Raw genomic sequence first — 20,784 nt, 5'->3', positions numbered from 1 at the left:
TCTTTTGCTTTTCTAATGATTTTGCAATGATTTTGAGTTGCTAATATTTAACTATTAAAAATTATTTCACAAAAAAGAAGTTTCCTAAATGACAAAAAAAATATTATTTCTAACACTTTTTATAACATCACTACTGTTTTCAAAAGAGAGTTTAACCTCATATGATCAAGCAGTAAAACTGTTTAATGAAAGAAACTATAAAGAAGCTTACGAAATATTTATTTCTTTATCAAAAAATGATTTGGAAAATCAAAATCTAAACTTCTATCTTGGAAGATGTAAATATGAGCAAGGTGAATATGATATAGCAATAAGTTATTATGAGAGAATACTTTTTGCTCAACCAAATAATCTAAGAGCAAGAATAGAAATAGCCCAAAGTAATTTGATGCTAAAAAACTATACTCAAGCAATAAAAGATTTTAATTTTGTTTTAGTAAATGCAAATACTCCAGCTGATGTAAAAAAGAGTATTGCATCAAGACTTATTTACATAAAACAAACTATGCAAAAACATTTTATAAGTGGAGCTTTAGTATTTGATCTAAGTTATGATTCAAATGTAAATAACTCAGCAACAGCAGGTGAATACTTAGTTTTTGTACCCCAATTAGGAACTGATTTAACTTTAAATAATGATGCTAAAGAAGAATCTGATTATTATTATGATGTGATTGCTGTTATAAACCATGTATATAAATATAATGAAAATTTCTCCTTAAATAATAGCCTTGTAGCTTATACCCAAGATTATGATACTAAAAAAGATAGTAATATTGATGTTATCTCATTTACTTCTACTCCTACCTTTTACAAAGGAGCAAATAAATATGGCATTGGACTTGGAATAGATTATGTTAGATACAATGATAAAGACTATTTAAAAAACTATAATTTAATATTTTCAAACTCTCATATTTTTGCACAAACAACTTTAAATGATATTACTTTTAAACTAAGTAAAAAACTCTATGACCAAGAAGAAGATAAACAAAAAAGTGCCTATGTATTTGATTTAACAAATAGTTTAAAATATAAAACAGAAAACTTTGGACTTTTTACTTTAGATACTTCATATAGCAAAGAGTTAGAAATATATGAACAAAGAACAGATATAAGTAAAGAATCATTTGAAATAGGCTTAGAAAATAGTTTAGCTTTACCATATAAATTTAATCTGAACACAAATATAAATAGTAAAAAAGTAATCTATAGGGATAGGGATGTTAACTTTTTATCGAGAAGAGTTGATAAGATAAATAGTGTCTCTATTGGAATAAGTAGACCAATAAAAGAAAACTTAATCTTTGCCCTAAAAGGAACAGTTACAAACAATATGTCAAACCAAGCACCCTTTGATTATAAAAAACAAGTTATTAAATCTTCATTGATTTATACATTTTAAGGATTTAACATGAAAAAAATACTCTTATTACTTTTTATCCTTGCAAACTTTTTATTTGCTAGTATAGGACAAATAACAGCTTTAGTTGGTGATATTAAAATCTCTAGGGATTCAAATACTATCCTAGCTAAACTTGGAGAGAAATTAGAAAAAGATGATGTTATAAATTCTTCTAAAGGCTCTAAAGCACAAATTACCATGAATGATAATACTATTATTACTATAGGACAAAATTCTACTTTAAATATCTTTGATTATGTTTATGATGCAAATAAACCAGAAGACTCTAAGGCTAGCTTTGGCTTTATGAAAGGCTCTTTTAAATCTATTACTGGAGCAATAGGTAAAATCAATAAAGAGAGATTTAAGCTTAGAACTAAAAGTGCAACTATTGGTATTAGAGGAACTACTATTATAGGAAATCAACAAATCATTATTTGTACTGATGGTGCTATTAGTGTTACTGCAAATAATTTTACTGTTAATGTTGATAAGCAAGAGTTTACAAGACTTCCACAAGGTAAAGCCCCAACTCCTCCAGAGTCTTTAGAACAAGATACCTTAGATAGTGTTCAAAAAGGTTTAAATGCTAAGTCTAGTGATAGTACAGAGTCAACAGAAACTAAAGAGAGCACTACTTCTACTGAAGAAGAAAAAGCAGGAGCTAAGGATGATGAAGATGGAACCCTTACACCTAGTAGTGAAAATGACGGAACTACGCCTAAAGAAAAGGTTACACCTCCTAAAGAAAATATTACTACACCTCCTACAGTTTTAGAAGATACACCTCCTCTTAATCCTGAAAAACCTGAGATTCAGCCTGATATCCCTACAGAACATACTAGTTTTTCTGGTTTTTCAACACTTGGGTATGTAATTACAGCAAAGGATGATGGAAATTCTTATTCTCTTCAAACTGGAGAAGTGGGGAAAAATGAAAATGGCTCTCTGATAATTATAAATAACCAAAATATTACTGATGCTGCTTTTACGGAAATAAGTACTTACTCTTATATAACAACAGATGAGAAATTCCTAGCAGATGGAACATGGCTTTCAGTAGAAAATCCTTATAACAAAACATATTGGATTGCAGGTGTTAAAACTGATACAAGTTATATAAGTAGTTTAATAAATAATACTTCAAAAACTACTAAATCATTTGATACCGATATTGCTGGATATATAGGTGGATATATAGTTGATAATAATACTTTATACGACATTGATAGCGGTGGTTCATCTTTGAACTTTAAATTTGATTTTGGTGCAGGGATAAACTCTTTTACAGGGAGTATGAACTTAAAATATGGTGTGATTAATGATGAAAAAAACTATGACATAGGGTTTAATAATGGCAAAATAAATAGTTCAGGTTATTCATCAAAATTAACTCATGAAAATAACCCTATAAATGGAAGCTTACATGGTTCTTTTTTTGGAAGTGGAATGGAAACAAGTGCAGGAAACTTTAACTTTGATGATGAAACAAATAATATACAAGGGGTTGGGATATTTTTAGCTACACCTAAATAAAAGGGATTAAAAAAATAAAAAATACCATCGCCACTTCATCACAAACTGGGAAAGCTATAAATTTCCAGTGTAGGGGATATTTTATGTAACCTTATTATTGAGTTCACTAATTTTCCCTAATACTTTATACAATAATTCTTTATTTTTTGGTATAACTATAAGATGTAAGACAGTAAGTCTTACATTGAGTAAATATGAGTTCTTTATAGCATTGATAATCATCATTTTTAAAAAAAATATTCTGTAAGCGAACACCTCTTTGTGTTACATGATGGGGAGTATTTGGAAGTACGATTCTTCTTATTCTTGCCATTTTAATCTCCTTAATTTTAGGTATAAAAAAATGATACAAAAATTAAATCTATCTATTAAAAATATTACAATTTGCAATTAATTAGTATCCTGTCCCCGGATTTTTAAAAAAGCTGGTGAACTTTCTTATGCCAGTAACAGCTGTTGCTTACTTAAAACTTGGGCTATGGGGTTAAAGTTTAATGAATAAAATAGCCATTCTATAGTAATTTTAGATTGGCGACCCCAGGATGATTCGAACATCCGTGTTCAGGAGGAAATCCACTTTTTTTATGTTTCCTTAAGATGTATTTTAGTTCTTTATAGCCCTAAAATAGGGTCTTCTATTTTCTCTTAACTTTTTATGATATATAATAATTCTTACAAAGGTGTCACCCAAAAGTGTCACCTGTTTAACCTTATATAAAGAAATTAATACATTTTATTAGAATGAAAATTATCATATATGTCTTAACGACAAGACAATTAATTATTATTTTAATTATTAATAATATCTACAAATTTTAACATTTAACAATACAAATAATCCCTATAACGTTATTAAGAATATTGATAATTAATTTCATTTATATTATTCTAATTTTTTAATTTTAGGAGAAAAAATGACAAAAAAAATATTGAAAGTAATCAAGATTCTTATTATCATGACAAATATTGTTTTTGCTGACAATGATATAGAGAACCTTGAAAATGTAACTGTAACTGCAAATAAAATAGAGGAAAATATTCAATATATTCCACAAAGTATAACTGTACTTGACCATGAAGAGATTGAAGCAAAAGAGATAAAAACTATTTCTGATGTAATCAATGAAATCCCAAATATGACTTCAACTCCAGACAGAGGTATAAAAGTAAATTTTAGAGGAATAAATGCTTCACTATTTACAGAAAATAATCCTGTTGTAGTTTATATAGATGGTATTCCAATATCTGCCAAGAGGTCTTACATTACTTCTTTTGAGAATATTGAAAGAGTTGAAGTTTTAAGAGGACCACAAAGTACACTTTATGGTAAAGATGCCATAGGTGGAGTTATAAATATAATAACAAAAGAGCCTAACAATGAAACTAATGGAAGTATTGGATTTGAATATGGAAGTGATAATTATATGAGAAATACTTTTAATATAAATACACCAATAATAAAAGATAAACTTTTTTTTAATATAAATGGTGACATATTTTCTGACAATGGATGGATAACTAATACTTATAATGGAGATGATAAGGCAGCAAAAGAAAATAATAGAAATTTTAGTACCTCTTTATATTATAAAGTTACAGATAAATTATCTACCAAATTAGTATTAAAAAATAATCGAAGTAAAAATTATGGATTTAATGGATATGGTATTGCAACAATAGATCCTTTTGGTACGCCTATTTATCCTAATTTTTCTGATTTTAAAAGAGATGCTGCAGAAAATCATGGTTTTGAAATGTCATCATATGAAAAATATACTATTAATTCTCAAGCTCTAAGTATAAAATATGATAATGAAAATTACACTTTTAATTCTACTACAACACATAGTAAAACTAATGTAAATGGTAAATATGATGCGGATTACACAAATGGTACTTATTTAGATAATTCAACTATGTTCAATGATGAAACTGCAGATAATTATTCACAAGAATTTAGAATATCAAATAAACAAGATAATGGTATTCGTTGGTTAGGAGGTATTTATTTAGATACAGAAGATAAAAATTATGATCCATATGGAACTCATACTATAATGTATGGTACTGACATAGGGAAAACTAATATGAAATCAAACTTAGATAGTGATACACAAGCAATTTTTGGTCAAGCTATAATACCTTTAGATGAGCAATTTGACTTAACTTTAGGGGCAAGATATCAAAGGATTAAGAAAAAAATAGATTATGAATATTATAACAATAATGTTAAACTACTTGGATATAATAGCGAAAAAACTTGGAATACTTTTATTCCTAAAATTGCATTAGATTATAAATTAAATGATAATTTTTCACCATTTATTTCAATTTCTAGAGGATATATGCCAGGTGGATTTAATACAGCTGCCACTACTTCAAATATTGATGATAATACATTTGAGCCACAACAATCAACAAATTACGAAATGGGAATAAAAGGAGATTTTAAAGATTTCTACTTTACCGCTTCTTTGTTTAGAATGGATATAAAAGATATTCATGTTTATAGAAGACTAACATCTGGGCAAGTTTATACAGATAATGCAGATAAAGCACATTCACAAGGGATTGAATTTGATTTTCACTATTTCCCCACTTCTAATTTAGAAATTACAGGGGCCTTTGGTATTATACAAACAGAATATGATTCTTATAATGTAGGGGATTATAATTTTAGTGGGAATAAAATAGAAACAACTCCATCTCATACTGCAAATTTGAGTATTATATACAATAACCCAAGTGGTTTTTATGCACGTACAGATGTAAGGAATCAGGGATCAATGTATTTTTATGATGATTTAAATAAAAGTTTTGTCAAAGAAGACAGTTATACTTTAATTAATGCCAAAATCGGTTACAAATTTTCTGATTGGGATATCTATATATTTGGTAAAAATTTAACTGATGAAAAATATATAAATATGTATGAAACCAATAGCTATTTTTCATATGCATCTTTTGGAGATCCAAGATTTTTTGGATTGGGCATAAAATATACATTTTAAAAAGATTAGGAGGGAAACTTCTAATCTTTTAAAGATAAATAATTTATTTCAAAATATACAATCAAAACAGACAAATATTTTAGGATTACTGAATGGAAAAACATAATATAAATATATTAAATAAAAACTTTTTTTTGATTTTTTTTTACTTGTGCAGGAGTTAATCCAAAATGTTCTTTAAAAATTTTACTAAAATGGCTAACATTTTTATAGCCAACCATGTAAGAGACTTCATTAATATTTATTTCATTATTCATAAGTATTTTTTTAGCTTCATTGAGCCTATACTCTTGCAAAAACCCAAATACTGTGTTCCCAAAAAGCTTTTTAAACCCCTTTTTCAATTTGTATTCATTAATTGCAGATTGATGCGCAATCATTTTTAATGAAGGAGGATTTGCAATGCTTTCTGTTAAAATATCTTTTGCTTTAAACAAAGATTTAATATCTTTAGAACTAAAATAAATATTTTCTTCTAAATGTAATTTTTTTATGCTATTTACTGTTGTATAAATCAAATCAGTAATTTTTGATTCTAAATACAATTCTTGCAATTTTCCTTCTAAAAAAAATAATGTTGGCAATTCTTCTAAAATTAAATTTTGTTTTATACTAATAGGCATTTCAAATTTTATTGAAAATCCATCTACGTCATATAATGTTTTTTTAGATGAATAATTTATAATTAAATCATCAAGTATCTGGTTTTCAAATAAAACATAGTGTGTACAATATTTTTTGTTTGCTAAATATTTATTTAGTGATTCAAAATTTTCACTAATTTTTCCAATTACATAGTGTTTAGGTTTAAAAATGAATTCATTATTTTTATCAAATTCTTGGATACTGCTACTACTATAAGAATCATTAAACATTATAAAAGTTACATCTTTAAATTCATGTTTTGATTCTAAAATGATGTCATCTTTAAAATATGCTTTGAATAACATATAAGAGATACCAAAACTTGTTCGATAATGTTTAAGAGAGTTATCAAAAAAATTTTTGTTTTTAAATTTTATACTTTTTTTTTGTGCTATATCTAATGGATATATTTTTTCCATTTTATCTAAATATACTTTGCGTTCTAACAAAATTGACATAAGAGTCCTTATATAATAATGATTATCAATGTTATTATATATTATTCAAGCTTTTTTATACTTTAATATTATATATGTTCATGTAAAACCAAAATATCTTGGTTCTTTATAGCCTAAAATAGTCTCTTCTATTTTTCTTTACTTTTTTATAACATATAATAATTCTTACAAAGATGTCACTCAAATAAACCTTAAATAATTTTGTCAGTGTGATAAATGAATAAAATAGCCATTCTATAGTAATTTTAGATTGGCGACCCCAGGATGATTCGAACATCCGTGTTCAGGAGGAAATCCTGACGTCCTTGGCCTCTAGACGACGGGGTCATTAAATAAAAGATTGAAATTATATAAAAAAGGTCTTTAAAAAGACCTTTTTTTCTCTATTGATGATGATTATTTGAGTCATCAAATGAACTATCATTCATATCCATATCTGCTCTTAGATTGTCTCCACTTTCTTGTAATGCTTTAAATGGATCATAATCATTTGTAGAACTTGAACTTCCATCATCTGTAGATTGAGAATCACCTAATGGTGAGTCTGATGAATTTGCTGCCATTCTATCTGCTTCTGTTTCACCTAAAAGATTTGACAGACTTTCATCTGTATCATCTTGTTGTAACATATCAGACAATTCAATATTATCAATATCTCCATCATCTTGACTTAAACTTCCATCATCAGCTTCTGACATATCAGCAACTTTATCAAAATCTAATTCTAAGTTATCGAAATCAACATCAGTTGTTGTATCAATAGGTCCTTCACTATTTACAACTACACTTGCTGTATCGTCCCCACTTGTTGCTGTAACACTTGCATTAATATCATTTAAAGAGTCTTGAGCCAATTCAGTATCACTAACTAAAGTTACAGAAGCATCATGGTTAGCATCAGTTTGAATTGTATAACTTCCATCATCATTTGCTTGGATTTCATTTCCATTGCTATCTAATAAAACTGCACCTTGAGGTATATTATTAAGGGTTATATCGCCTAGTTGTGATTCACTTCCATCCTCTAAACTGGCATTTAAATCAATAGTATATTGGTATGATTGTGAAGCGTTTAGATATTGTTCTGCAAGGGAACCATCACCTATATAAGAACCATCTCCAAAAACTATTGCTTCAGCACTTGTTACTGTACTCCATTCACCACCTTGTACCCATTTAGAATAACCATTGTCAATTACTTGAAAATCTCCTGATACTATTCTATAATTTCCAAAACCATAATCTACTACATAATAATCGCTTGGATTACCTTCTAATTTAAGGACATCATCTCCAAATCCAAGATTAATATTTGAACTTCCTACATCTCCTAATTGAACATAGTCATCACCTAAACCTGTATTAATATTTCCACCACTTAATTTTCCATCAATAATAACTTTGTCATTATCTGATCCCCAAATACCAGATGTATCAATTGTAGTTTGAGAAACATTTCCTTCCACATATATTGTGTCATCTCCACTTCCCATGTTAATGTTTGCATTATTAACACTTGCAGCAGTGAGAGTATCATCTCCTCCATTCATATATATTCCCGCTGAACGTACATCTTTAAAATCAACAGTACTATCTGAACTTCCATCAATTAATGAATTATTATAAAAATTATTAGTTCCATTTGCTTCAAGCGCATCACCAAGAGAACCACCAACAACAGTTACATCTCCTATATTCATATCTAAAGTAGGAATATCAACTAAATCTGGTACATCAACCAATGCACTATCAGTTGCAGTATTTGTATCTCCACCATTTGTTTCTGTTCCTGTTGCAACAATTCCCAATTCAAAATCATCTATTCCTGAAGGAACAATAAGTGTTAAGGAATCGGCAATTGAAGTATCACCTTGTGGTATTACTATAGTCCAAGTACCATCACCATTATCAATACCTTCACTTAAAGTAGCACCTTCTGGTACTCCTGTTATAATTACACTTAAAGTTTCACTTCCATCTATATCAGATAAAGCTGCACTTATATCTACAGAGTAAGCATGTCCTACTACTTCAGTTTCGCTGGTCATATTTGGCTCAACTTCTACTTCTTGTGATATATAAGGAATTTCACCAGGTATTTCAGAAGGATCAACTTGTTCAGCTGGAGCATCAACAAGAACAGATTCTGTATAAGTTTCAGTCTCTGTAACCTCTTTTGTCCATCCAGTTTCACCTTCATATACAACTTGAATATTTTTAACATCTATTACTTCGTCATCTGCAGTTGAAGCAACCATAAAATCAAGTTGAACTTGTCCATTATCATCTAAATATACTTGATATTCATAAGTAAAGCTTTCATTATTATCCCATCCTATATAACTAACATCATCAGATTCATATGTTGAAGAGTTGCTATTATTTGAGTAGAAATTTACATCTATTTCTTTACCATTTGCACTTACACTAAAGTAGTCATTTGTACTTGTTACATTGTTATCCCAACTTCCTTTTACAGTCAAATCTACAGTAATAGTTACAAGTCTATTTGCCATATCAGGACCAAAATCAAAAACTTGACTTGTCTCATGGTCTTCAGGGTTAAATCCATCAACTTTACTATTTCCAATATTACCAATATTGTTTATATCTGCTGTTTGAGTTATAACTTGATACTCATTTGAACTCCAAGTGATTCCTGCATCTGCCATTGCTTCATAATCAGGAACTAACCCTCCAGCTTCAACAGTAACTGTTTCAGGTAAACCTCTTCCACTTATAGACTCAACTTCAACATTTGAACCATATGAAGTCAATCTAACAGAGCTAAACTCTTCACCAATACCATAACCTCTCTCTCCATCACCTGCAGGGAAAGTAGTTCTTGTTCCTATTACATCACCATTTTCATCTAAAAACTCTATTTTTAGAGTTCCACTATTAAAGTTGTTAAAATCAAGTTCAATATTTTTTGTTGGTTCATCTAACTCAATTGTTGTTGGACGCCAAGTTTGCACAACACCAACATCTTGAGTAAATTCTTGACCCAAACTTTCAAAAGTTGTTGTTTCAGTTGCAACTTTCATAATAGGTTCAACATCAACTACACGAGTAACTTCTCTTGTCATCTCTTGTTCAACAAGAACTTTTGGTGCATCTTCATTTATTTTAAAGAAGTTTCCATTACTATCAATTGTATATCCCATCTCTCTTAGAGCTGCAGTATCAATTTGTGAAGTCTCTTGCATTTGATAGTAGTTACCATCTCTTTCATAGATTCCTTCTGCTTCATTTGCAGATGTATCTACAACCTCTTCTTCATCTATAACATTAGTTGCAGCACTAACTTCTATTGAAGCAGTTAAAGAGTCTGCTTGTGTATCAAAAGAGGTAAAAGTTCCGCTACCTACATCATAAGTTCCATCTTCAAACTCTATTGTTTCTACATTTCTAAGCTCAATTGTGTCACCTATACCATCGCCATTACTGTCACTAGCAGAACTTTCTGTAACAATTACATTTCCATTTGCATCTGTAGTAAGGGTATAGTTAGACATATTTCCACCAAAAGTAACAGTATCATTACCATCACCAGCATCAATAACTAAAGAGTCATTTGTATCATTATTATCACTTGTAACTGTTCCATTTTCATTTGTTCCAGAAAGTATAGCATCAGTATTGATTGTATCATTTCCAGCTCCTGTCATAATAAAGTCATCAGCTGATTCTGTATTTGTATTTGACCAATTACCATGCCAATAGTGTGTAGTGTCTGTTTGCGCTGTTTCATTACCTGCTGCATCAGTCTCAGTTACACTAAAGAACTCATTATCATTCACTTTAGTATTGTTAAGATTTGAGATATCTACACTCCATGTTCCATCTTCTTGAACAGTTGTTGATGCGACTGCATTTCCATCTTCATCATATAAAGTAATTGTATTCCCACTTTCTGCGCCAGTACCAACCATAGTTACTGATGAATAATCACCATTATTGTCAATGATATTTGTAATCTCTAAATTAGTTGTATCACTTGCTGTTGTATCTATAGTAATTGTCTCTGTAGTTGAGTTAGTATTCCCTGCTAAATCTGTAGCTGTTATTGTTAATGCTTGCTCTCCGTCTGGTAATTCAGTTGTTGTAATAGAGTAGTTTCCATTTTCATCTGCTACTACACTTCCAACAATAATACCACTTGCGGTTGTAATTACAACAGTAGCTCCAGCTTCAGTTGTACCATTTATAGTTGGAGTATTGTCGCTTGTGATATTGTCACTATTACTTACTCCTGTATCACTTGCAGCATCTAAGTCAGAACTAATATCAACTGTTGTATCTACACTTATATCTCTTGAACCTTCACTTGTTACACTATTACCTGCTGCATCTGTTGATACTACATCTACTTCTACACTATTATCTGCTAGTAAATCACTTGTTGCTACATCAACACTATATGTTCCATCTGCTTGTACTGTTGTTGTATAATCTGTCCCATTTACACTTACTGTTACACTATCTCCAGCTTGGATATCTCCACCTGTTGCTGTCCCTGATACTGCAATTGTTTCTGCTCCTGATTCACTTGCATTGATTACATCATCACCTGCTATTGTATTTACTGTTACTGTTCCTGATTCTGCTTCTAAATCTACACTTATATCTCTTGAACCTTCACTTGTTACACTATTACCTGCTGCATCTGTTGATACTACATCTACTTCTACACTATTATCTGCTAGTAAATCACTTGTTGCTACATCAACACTATATGTCCCATCTGCTTGTACTGTTGTTGTATAATCTGTCCCATTTACACTTACTGTTACACTATCTCCAGCTTGGATATCTCCACCTGTTGCTGTCCCTGATACTGCAATTGTTTCTGCTCCTGATTCACTTGCATTGATTACATCATCACCTGCTATTGTATTTACTGTTACTGTTCCTGATTCTGCTTCTAAATCTACGCTTATATCTCTTGAACCTTCACTTGTTACACTATTACCTGCTGCATCTGTTGATACTACATCTACTTCTACACTATTATCTGCTAGTAAATCACTTGTTGCTACATCAACACTATATGTCCCATCTGCTTGTACTGTTGTTGTATAATCTGTCCCATTTACACTTACTGTTACACTATCTCCAGCTTGGATATCTCCACCTGTTGCTGTCCCTGATACTGCAATTGTTTCTGCTCCTGATTCACTTGCATTGATTACATCATCACCTGCTATTGTATTTACTGTTACTGTTCCTGATTCTGCTTCTAAATCTACACTTATATCTCTTGAACCTTCACTTGTTACACTATTACCTGCTGCATCTGTTGATACTACATCTACTTCTACACTATTATCTGCTAGTAAATCACTTGTTGCTACATCAACACTATATGTCCCATCTGCTTGTACTGTTGTTGTATAATCTGTCCCATTTACACTTACTGTTACACTATCTCCAGCTTGGATATCTCCACCTGTTGCTGTCCCTGATACTGCAATTGTTTCTGCTCCTGATTCACTTGCATTGATTACATCATCACCTGCTATTGTATTTACTGTTACTGTTCCTGATTCTGCTTCTAAATCTACACTTATATCTCTTGAACCTTCACTTGTTACACTATTACCTGCTGCATCTGTTGATACTACATCTACTTCTACACTATTATCTGCTAGTAAATCACTTGTTGCTACATCAACACTATATGTCCCATCTGCTTGTACTGTTGTTGTATAATCTGTCCCATTTACACTTACTGTTACACTATCTCCAGCTTGGATATCTCCACCTGTTGCTGTCCCTGATACTGCAATTGTTTCTGCTCCTGATTCACTTGCATTGATTACATCATCACCTGCTATTGTATTTACTGTTACTGTTCCTGATTCTGCTTCTAAATCTACGCTTATATCTCTTGAACCTTCACTTGTTACACTATTACCTGCTGCATCTGTTGATACTACATCTACTTCTACACTATTATCTGCTAGTAAATCACTTGTTGCTACATCAACACTATATGTCCCATCTGCTTGTACTGTTGTTGTATAATCTGTCCCATTTACACTTACTGTTACACTATCTCCAGCTTGGATATCTCCACCTGTTGCTGTCCCTGATACTGCAATTGTTTCTGCTCCTGATTCACTTGCATTGATTACATCATCACCTGCTATTGTATTTACTGTTACTGTTCCTGATTCTGCTTCTAAATCTACACTTATATCTCTTGAACCTTCACTTGTTACACTATTACCTGCTGCATCTGTTGATACTACATCTACTTCTACACTATTATCTGCTAGTAAATCACTTGTTGCTACATCAACACTATATGTTCCATCTGCTTGTACTGTTGTTGTATAATCTGTCCCATTTACACTTACTGTTACACTATCTCCAGCTTGGATATCTCCACCTGTTGCTGTCCCTGATACTGCAATTGTTTCTGCTCCTGATTCACTTGCATTGATTACATCATCACCTGCTATTGTATTTACTGTTACTGTTCCTGATTCTGCTTCTAAATCTACACTTATATCTCTTGAACCTTCACTTGTTACACTATTACCTGCTGCATCTGTTGATACTACATCTACTTCTACACTATTATCTGCTAGTAAATCACTTGTTGCTACATCAACACTATATGTCCCATCTGCTTGTACTGTTGTTGTATAATCTGTCCCATTTACACTTACTGTTACACTATCTCCAGCTTGGATATCTCCACCTGTTGCTGTCCCTGATACTGCAATTGTTTCTGCTCCTGATTCACTTGCATTGATTACATCATCACCTGCTATTGTATTTACTGTTACTGTTCCTGATTCTGCTTCTAAATCTACGCTTATATCTCTTGAACCTTCACTTGTTACACTATTACCTGCTGCATCTGTTGATACTACATCTACTTCTACACTATTATCTGCTAGTAAATCACTTGTTGCTACATCAACACTATATGTCCCATCTGCTTGTACTGTTGTTGTATAATCTGTCCCATTTACACTTACTGTTACACTATCTCCAGCTTGGATATCTCCACCTGTTGCTGTCCCTGATACTGCAATTGTTTCTGCTCCTGATTCACTTGCATTGATTACATCATCACCTGCTATTGTATTTACTGTTACTGTTCCTGATTCTGCTTCTAAATCTACGCTTATATCTCTTGAACCTTCACTTGTTACACTATTACCTGCTGCATCTGTTGATACTACATCTACTTCTACACTATTATCTGCTAGTAAATCACTTGTTGCTACATCAACACTATATGTTCCATCTGCTTGTACTGTTGTTGTATAATCTGTCCCATTTACACTTACTGTTACACTATCTCCAGCTTGGATATCTCCACCTGTTGCTGTCCCTGATACTGCAATTGTTTCTGCTCCTGATTCACTTGCATTGATTACATCATCACCTGCTATTGTATTTACTGTTACTGTTCCTGATTCTGCTTCTAAATCTACACTTATATCTCTTGAACCTTCACTTGTTACACTATTACCTGCTGCATCTGTTGATACTACATCTACTTCTACACTATTATCTGCTAGTAAATCACTTGTTGCTACATCAACACTATATGTCCCATCTGCTTGTACTGTTGTTGTATAATCTGTCCCATTTACACTTACTGTTACACTATCTCCAGCTTGGATATCTCCACCTGTTGCTGTCCCTGATACTGCAATTGTTTCTGCTCCTGATTCACTTGCATTGATTACATCATCACCTGCTATTGTATTTACTGTTACTGTTCCTGATTCTGCTTCTAAATCTACGCTTATATCTCTTGAACCTTCACTTGTTACACTATTACCTGCTGCATCTGTTGATACTACATCTACTTCTACACTATTATCTGCTAGTAAATCACTTGTTGCTACATCAACACTATATGTCCCATCTGCTTGTACTGTTGTTGTATAATCTGTCCCATTTACACTTACTGTTACACTATCTCCAGCTTGGATATCTCCACCTGTTGCTGTCCCTGATACTGCAATTGTTTCTGCTCCTGATTCACTTGCATTGATTACATCATCACCTGCTATTGTATTTACTGTTACTGTTCCTGATTCTGCTTCTAAATCTACGCTTATATCTCTTGAACCTTCACTTGTTACACTATTACCTGCTGCATCTGTTGATACTACATCTACTTCTACACTATTATCTGCTAGTAAATCACTTGTTGCTACATCAACACTATATGTCCCATCTGCTTGTACTGTTGTTGTATAATCTGTCCCATTTACACTTACTGTTACACTATCTCCAGCTTGGATATCTCCACCTGTTGCTGTCCCTGATACTGCAATTGTTTCTGCTCCTGATTCACTTGCATTGATTACATCATCACCTGCTATTGTATTTACTGTTACTGTTCCTGATTCTGCTTCTAAATCTACGCTTATATCTCTTGAACCTTCACTTGTTACACTATTACCTGCTGCATCTGTTGATACTACATCTACTTCTACACTATTATCTGCTAGTAAATCACTTGTTGCTACATCAACACTATATGTTCCATCTGCTTGTACTGTTGTTGTATAATCTGTCCCATTTACACTTACTGTTACACTATCTCCAGCTTGGATATCTCCACCTGTTGCTGTCCCTGATACTGCAATTGTTTCTGCTCCTGATTCACTTGCATTGATTACATCATCACCTGCTATTGTATTTACTGTTACTGTTCCTGATTCTGCTTCTAAATCTACACTTATATCTCTTGAACCTTCACTTGTTACACTATTACCTGCTGCATCTGTTGATACTACATCTACTTCTACACTATTATCTGCTAGTAAATCACTTGTTGCTACATCAACACTATATGTCCCATCTGCTTGTACTGTTGTTGTATAATCTGTCCCATTTACACTTACTGTTACACTATCTCCAGCTTGGATATCTCCACCTGTTGCTGTCCCTGATACTGCAATTGTTTCTGCTCCTGATTCACTTGCATTGATTACATCATCACCTGCTATTGTATTTACTGTTACTGTTCCTGATTCTGCTTCTAAATCTACGCTTATATCTCTTGAACCTTCACTTGTTACACTATTACCTGCTGCATCTGTTGATACTACATCTACTTCTACACTATTATCTGCTAGTAAATCACTTGTTGCTACATCAACACTATATGTCCCATCTGCTTGTACTGTTGTTGTATAATCTGTCCCATTTACACTTACTGTTACACTATCTCCAGCTTGGATATCTCCACCTGTTGCTGTCCCTGATACTGCAATTGTTTCTGCTCCTGATTCACTTGCATTGATTACATCATCACCTGCTATTGTATTTACTGTTACTGTTCCTGATTCTGCTTCTAAATCTACGCTTATATCTCTTGAACCTTCACTTGTTACACTATTACCTGCTGCATCTGTTGATACTACATCTACTTCTACACTATTATCTGCTAGTAAATCACTTGTTGCTACATCAACACTATATGTTCCATCTGCTTGTACTGTTGTTGTATAATCTGTCCCATTTACACTTACTGTTACACTATCTCCAGCTTGGATATCTCCACCTGTTGCTGTCCCTGATACTGCAATTGTTTCTGCTCCTGATTCACTTGCATTGATTACATCATCACCTGCTATTGTATTTACTGTTACTGTTCCTGATTCTGCTTCTAAATCTACACTTATATCTCTTGAACCTTCACTTGTTACACTATTACCTGCTGCATCTGTTGATACTACATCTACTTCTACACTATTATCTGCTAGTAAATCACTTGTTGCTACATCAACACTATATGTCCCATCTGCTTGTACTGTTGTTGTATAATCTGTCCCATTTACACTTACTGTTACACTATCTCCAGCTTGGATATCTCCACCTGTTGCTGTCCCTGATACTGCAATTGTTTCTGCTCCTGATTCACTTGCATTGATTACATCATCACCTGCTATTGTATTTACTGTTACTGTTCCTGATTCTGCTTCTAAATCTACACTTATATCTCTTGAACCTTCACTTGTTACACTATTACCTGCTGCATCTGTTGATACTACATCTACTTCTACACTATTATCTGCTAGTAAATCACTTGTTGCTACATCAACACTATATGTTCCATCTGCTTGTACTGTTGTTGTATAATCTGTCCCATTTACACTTACTGTTACACTATCTCCAGCTTGGATATCTCCACCTGTTGCTGTCCCTGATACTGCAATTGTTTCTGCTCCTGATTCACTTGCATTGATTACATCATCACCTGCTATTGTATTTACTGTTACTGTTCCTGATTCTGCTTCTAAATCTACACTTATATCTCTTGAACCTTCACTTGTTACACTATTACCTGCTGCATCTGTTGATACTACATCTACTTCTACACTATTATCTGCTAGTAAATCACTTGTTGCTACATCAACACTATATGTCCCATCTGCTTGTACTGTTGTTGTATAATCTGTCCCATTTACACTTACTGTTACACTATCTCCAGCTTGGATATCTCCACCTGTTGCTGTCCCTGATACTGCAATTGTTTCTGCTCCTGATTCACTTGCATTGATTACATCATCACCTGCTATTGTATTTACTGTTACTGTTCCTGATTCTGCTTCTAAATCTACGCTTATATCTCTTGAACCTTCACTTGTTACACTATTACCTGCTGCATCTGTTGATACTACATCTACTTCTACACTATTATCTGCTAGTAAATCACTTGTTGCTACATCAACACTATATGTCCCATCTGCTTGTACTGTTGTTGTATAATCTGTCCCATTTACACTTACTGTTACACTATCTCCAGCTTGGATATCTCCACCTGTTGCTGTCCCTGATACTGCAATTGTTTCTGCTCCTGATTCACTTGCATTGATTACATCATCACCTGCTATTGTATTTACTGTTACTGTTCCTGATTCTGCTTCTAAATCTACGCTTATATCTCTTGAACCTTCACTTGTTACACTATTACCTGCTGCATCTGTTGATACTACATCTACTTCTACACTATTATCTGCTAGTAAATCACTTGTTGCTACATCAACACTATATGTTCCATCTGCTTGTACTGTTGTTGTATAATCTGTCCCATTTACACTTACTGTTACACTATCTCCAGCTTGGATATCTCCACCTGTTGCTGTCCCTGATACTGCAATTGTTTCTGCTCCTGATTCACTTGCATTGATTACATCATCACCTGCTATTGTATTTACTGTTACTGTTCCTGATTCTGCTTCTAAATCTACACTTATATCTCTTGAACCTTCACTTGTTACACTATTACCTGCTGCATCTGTTGATACTACATCTACTTCTACACTATTATCTGCTAGTAAATCACTTGTTGCTACATCAACACTATATGTCCCATCTGCTTGTACTGTTGTTGTATAATCTGTCCCATTTACACTTACTGTTACACTATCTCCAGCTTGGATATCTCCACCTGTTGCTGTCCCTGATACTGCAATTGTTTCTGCTCCTGATTCACTTGCATTGATTACATCATCACCTGCTATTGTATTTACTGTTACTGTTCCTGATTCTGCTTCTAAATCTACGCTTATATCTCTTGAACCTTCACTTGTTACACTATTACCTGCTGCATCTGTTGATACTACATCTACTTCTACACTATTATCTGCTAGTAAATCACTTGTTGCTACATCAACACTATATGTCCCATCTGCTTGTACTGTTGTTGTATAATCTGTCCCATTTACACTTACTGTTACACTATCTCCAGCTTGGATATCTCCACCTGTTGCTGTCCCTGATACTGCAATTGTTTCTGCTCCTGATTCACTTGCATTGATTACATCATCACCTGCTATTGTATTTACTGTTACTGTTCCTGATTCTGCTTCTAAATCTACGCTTATATCTCTTGAACCTTCACTTGTTACACTATTACCTGCTGCATCTGTTGATACTACATCTACTTCTACACTATTATCTGCTAGTAAATCACTTGTTGCTACATCAACACTATATGTCCCATCTGCTTGTACTGTTGTTGTATAATCTGTCCCATTTACACTTACTGTTACACTATCTCCAGCTTGGATATCTCCACCTGTTGCTGTCCCTGATACTGCAATTGTTTCTGCTCCTGATTCACTTGCATTGATTACATCATCACCTGCTATTGTATTTACTGTTACTGTTCCTGATTCTGCTTCTAAATCTACACTTATATCTCTTGAACCTTCACTTGTTACACTATTACCTGCTGCATCTGTTGATACTACATCTACTTCTACACTATTATCTGCTAGTAAATCACTTGTTGCTACATCAACACTATATGTCCCATCTGCTTGTACTGTTGTTGTATAATCTGTCCCATTTACACTTACTGTTACACTATCTCCAGCTTGGATATCTCCACCTGTTGCTGTCCCTGATACTGCAATTGTTTCTGCTCCTGATTCACTTGCATTGATTACATCATCACCTGCTATTGTATTTACTGTTACTGTTCCTGATTCTGCTTCTAAATCTACGCTTATATCTCTTGAACCTTCACTTGTTACACTATTACCTGCTGCATCTGTTGATACTACATCTACTTCTACACTATTATCTGCTAGTAAATCACTTGTTGCTACATCAACACTATATGTCCCATCTGCTTGTACTGTTGTTGTATAATCTGTCCCATTTACACTTACTGTTACACTATCTCCAGCTTGGATATCTCCACCTGTTGCTGTCCCTGATACTGCAATTGTTTCTGCTCCTGATTCACTTGCATTGATTACATCATCACCTGCTATTGTATTTACTGTTACTGTTCCTGATTCTGCTTCTAAATCTACACTTAATGATGTAGCGCTAATCTCTTCAGATACATTACCAGCAGCATCACTTAATTGTGCAGTTATTGTTGTATTTGGTTCAACATTGAAAGTTATTCCATCTGCTATATCATCAGCAGTTAAAATAATAGTTGTTTCAACTCCATTAATTGTATAAGTTAAAGTATCACCAATTTGTGATCCTGTTACTGAAATTGTTACACTAACAGTTCCATCTTCACCTAACTCTTCAGCATTATAAATTCCATCACCATTTAAATCTGCATTTTCAATAGTTATTGTAGGTGTTGCAATTGATGTATCTAAATCTGGAGTTTCTGGTGTATTTGGAGTTGTATCTTCAGTTGGAGTCTCTTCATTATTTATAGCAGTATTATTATTTCCAGTTGCTGCTGTTACTTCTTCTGCTCCACTACTAGGTGCTGCTTGAGAATCAAGTTCTAAATTATTGTTAGTAATAGCTGAATTTAACTGTTCACTCTCTAAATTAACAACATTATTATTTTGTTCAGCTAAATTATCATTTAATACCACTTCTTCTAGTTGGTTATTGATATAATCTAGGCTAGCTAAATCACTTATTTGTGTTATTGACTCTTCAAAGGTTCCTTCATTAAAAAATGTACTATCAAGATTAAAGGTAACTGGTCCAGTTACTTCTACTTCTCTTCCATCTTCAAAGATTATCTTTGCAAATTCATGAATTGTTAGTATTCCACCATGATCAGAAATTTCATCTCTGTTTTTTAAAATTTCCTCATTTGTACCATCTAATGTTACTAAACCTCTAATGTCTGTGATTCTTGCAATAGCCATAATAGATCCTTTCTATTTTATTCTTACTATATGTTATAAGAATCGGCTATTTTTGTAAAGTATACTTTGGTATAAATTGTTAGTTAAATTATTAGTTTTAC

5 protein-coding genes and 1 tRNA gene are annotated in these 20,784 nt (G+C 32.8%); 3 read left to right on the top strand and 3 right to left on the bottom strand.

What is annotated here, in order from left to right; all coding sequences use genetic code 11:
* Positions 1 to 88 precede the first annotated feature (88 nt).
* The 3 genes from AEBR_RS06370 (at position 89) to AEBR_RS06360 (ending at position 5,952) form a co-directional block, all read left to right on the top strand.
* Complete coding sequence (locus AEBR_RS06370; protein WP_129087619.1) at positions 89 to 1,405, top strand: tetratricopeptide repeat protein; 1,317 nt, start codon at positions 89 to 91, stop codon at positions 1,403 to 1,405.
* A gap of 9 nt (positions 1,406 to 1,414) precedes the next feature.
* A complete protein-coding gene (locus AEBR_RS06365; RefSeq protein WP_129087620.1) occupies positions 1,415 to 2,941 on the top strand; it encodes a FecR family protein in 1,527 nt (508 codons plus the stop codon).
* A gap of 914 nt (positions 2,942 to 3,855) precedes the next feature.
* Positions 3,856 to 5,952 carry a TonB-dependent receptor gene (locus AEBR_RS06360; protein WP_172658862.1) on the top strand — a complete coding sequence of 699 codons (2,097 nt, stop codon included), beginning with the start codon at positions 3,856 to 3,858 and terminating at the stop codon, positions 5,950 to 5,952.
* A gap of 116 nt (positions 5,953 to 6,068) precedes the next feature.
* Here the strand turns inward: AEBR_RS06360 and AEBR_RS06355 are convergent, their stop codons facing one another.
* The 3 genes from AEBR_RS06355 to AEBR_RS06345 form a co-directional block, all read right to left on the bottom strand.
* Complete coding sequence (locus AEBR_RS06355) at positions 6,069 to 7,055, bottom strand: helix-turn-helix domain-containing protein (protein WP_129087622.1); 987 nt, start codon at positions 7,053 to 7,055, stop codon at positions 6,069 to 6,071.
* Between the two features lie 251 nt (positions 7,056 to 7,306).
* Positions 7,307 to 7,382, bottom strand: a tRNA-Glu gene (locus tag AEBR_RS06350).
* A gap of 56 nt (positions 7,383 to 7,438) precedes the next feature.
* Positions 7,439 to 20,683, bottom strand: coding sequence for an Ig-like domain-containing protein (locus tag AEBR_RS06345; protein ID WP_172658861.1), 13,245 nt, complete (start codon positions 20,681 to 20,683; stop codon positions 7,439 to 7,441).
* Positions 20,684 to 20,784 lie beyond the last annotated feature (101 nt).

The organism is Halarcobacter ebronensis (genome assembly GCF_013201825.1).
GTDB lineage: Bacteria > Campylobacterota > Campylobacteria > Campylobacterales > Arcobacteraceae > Halarcobacter > Halarcobacter ebronensis.
Note: the sequence above shows the minus strand (reverse complement) of the source record. Positions and strands in the feature narration are given on the sequence as shown.

What these genes read in the sequence shown, in the direction of transcription:
- AEBR_RS06360 (WP_172658862.1), top strand. Translation starts at nt 3,856, where the DNA reads ATGACAAAAAAAATATTGAAAGTAATCAAGATTCTTATTATCATGACA.
- AEBR_RS06355 (WP_129087622.1), bottom strand. Translation starts at nt 7,055, where the DNA reads ATGTCAATTTTGTTAGAACGCAAAGTATATTTAGATAAAATGGAAAAA.
- AEBR_RS06345 (WP_172658861.1), bottom strand. Translation starts at nt 20,683, where the DNA reads ATGGCTATTGCAAGAATCACAGACATTAGAGGTTTAGTAACATTAGAT.
- AEBR_RS06370 (WP_129087619.1), top strand. Translation starts at nt 89, where the DNA reads ATGACAAAAAAAATATTATTTCTAACACTTTTTATAACATCACTACTG.
- AEBR_RS06365 (WP_129087620.1), top strand. Translation starts at nt 1,415, where the DNA reads ATGAAAAAAATACTCTTATTACTTTTTATCCTTGCAAACTTTTTATTT.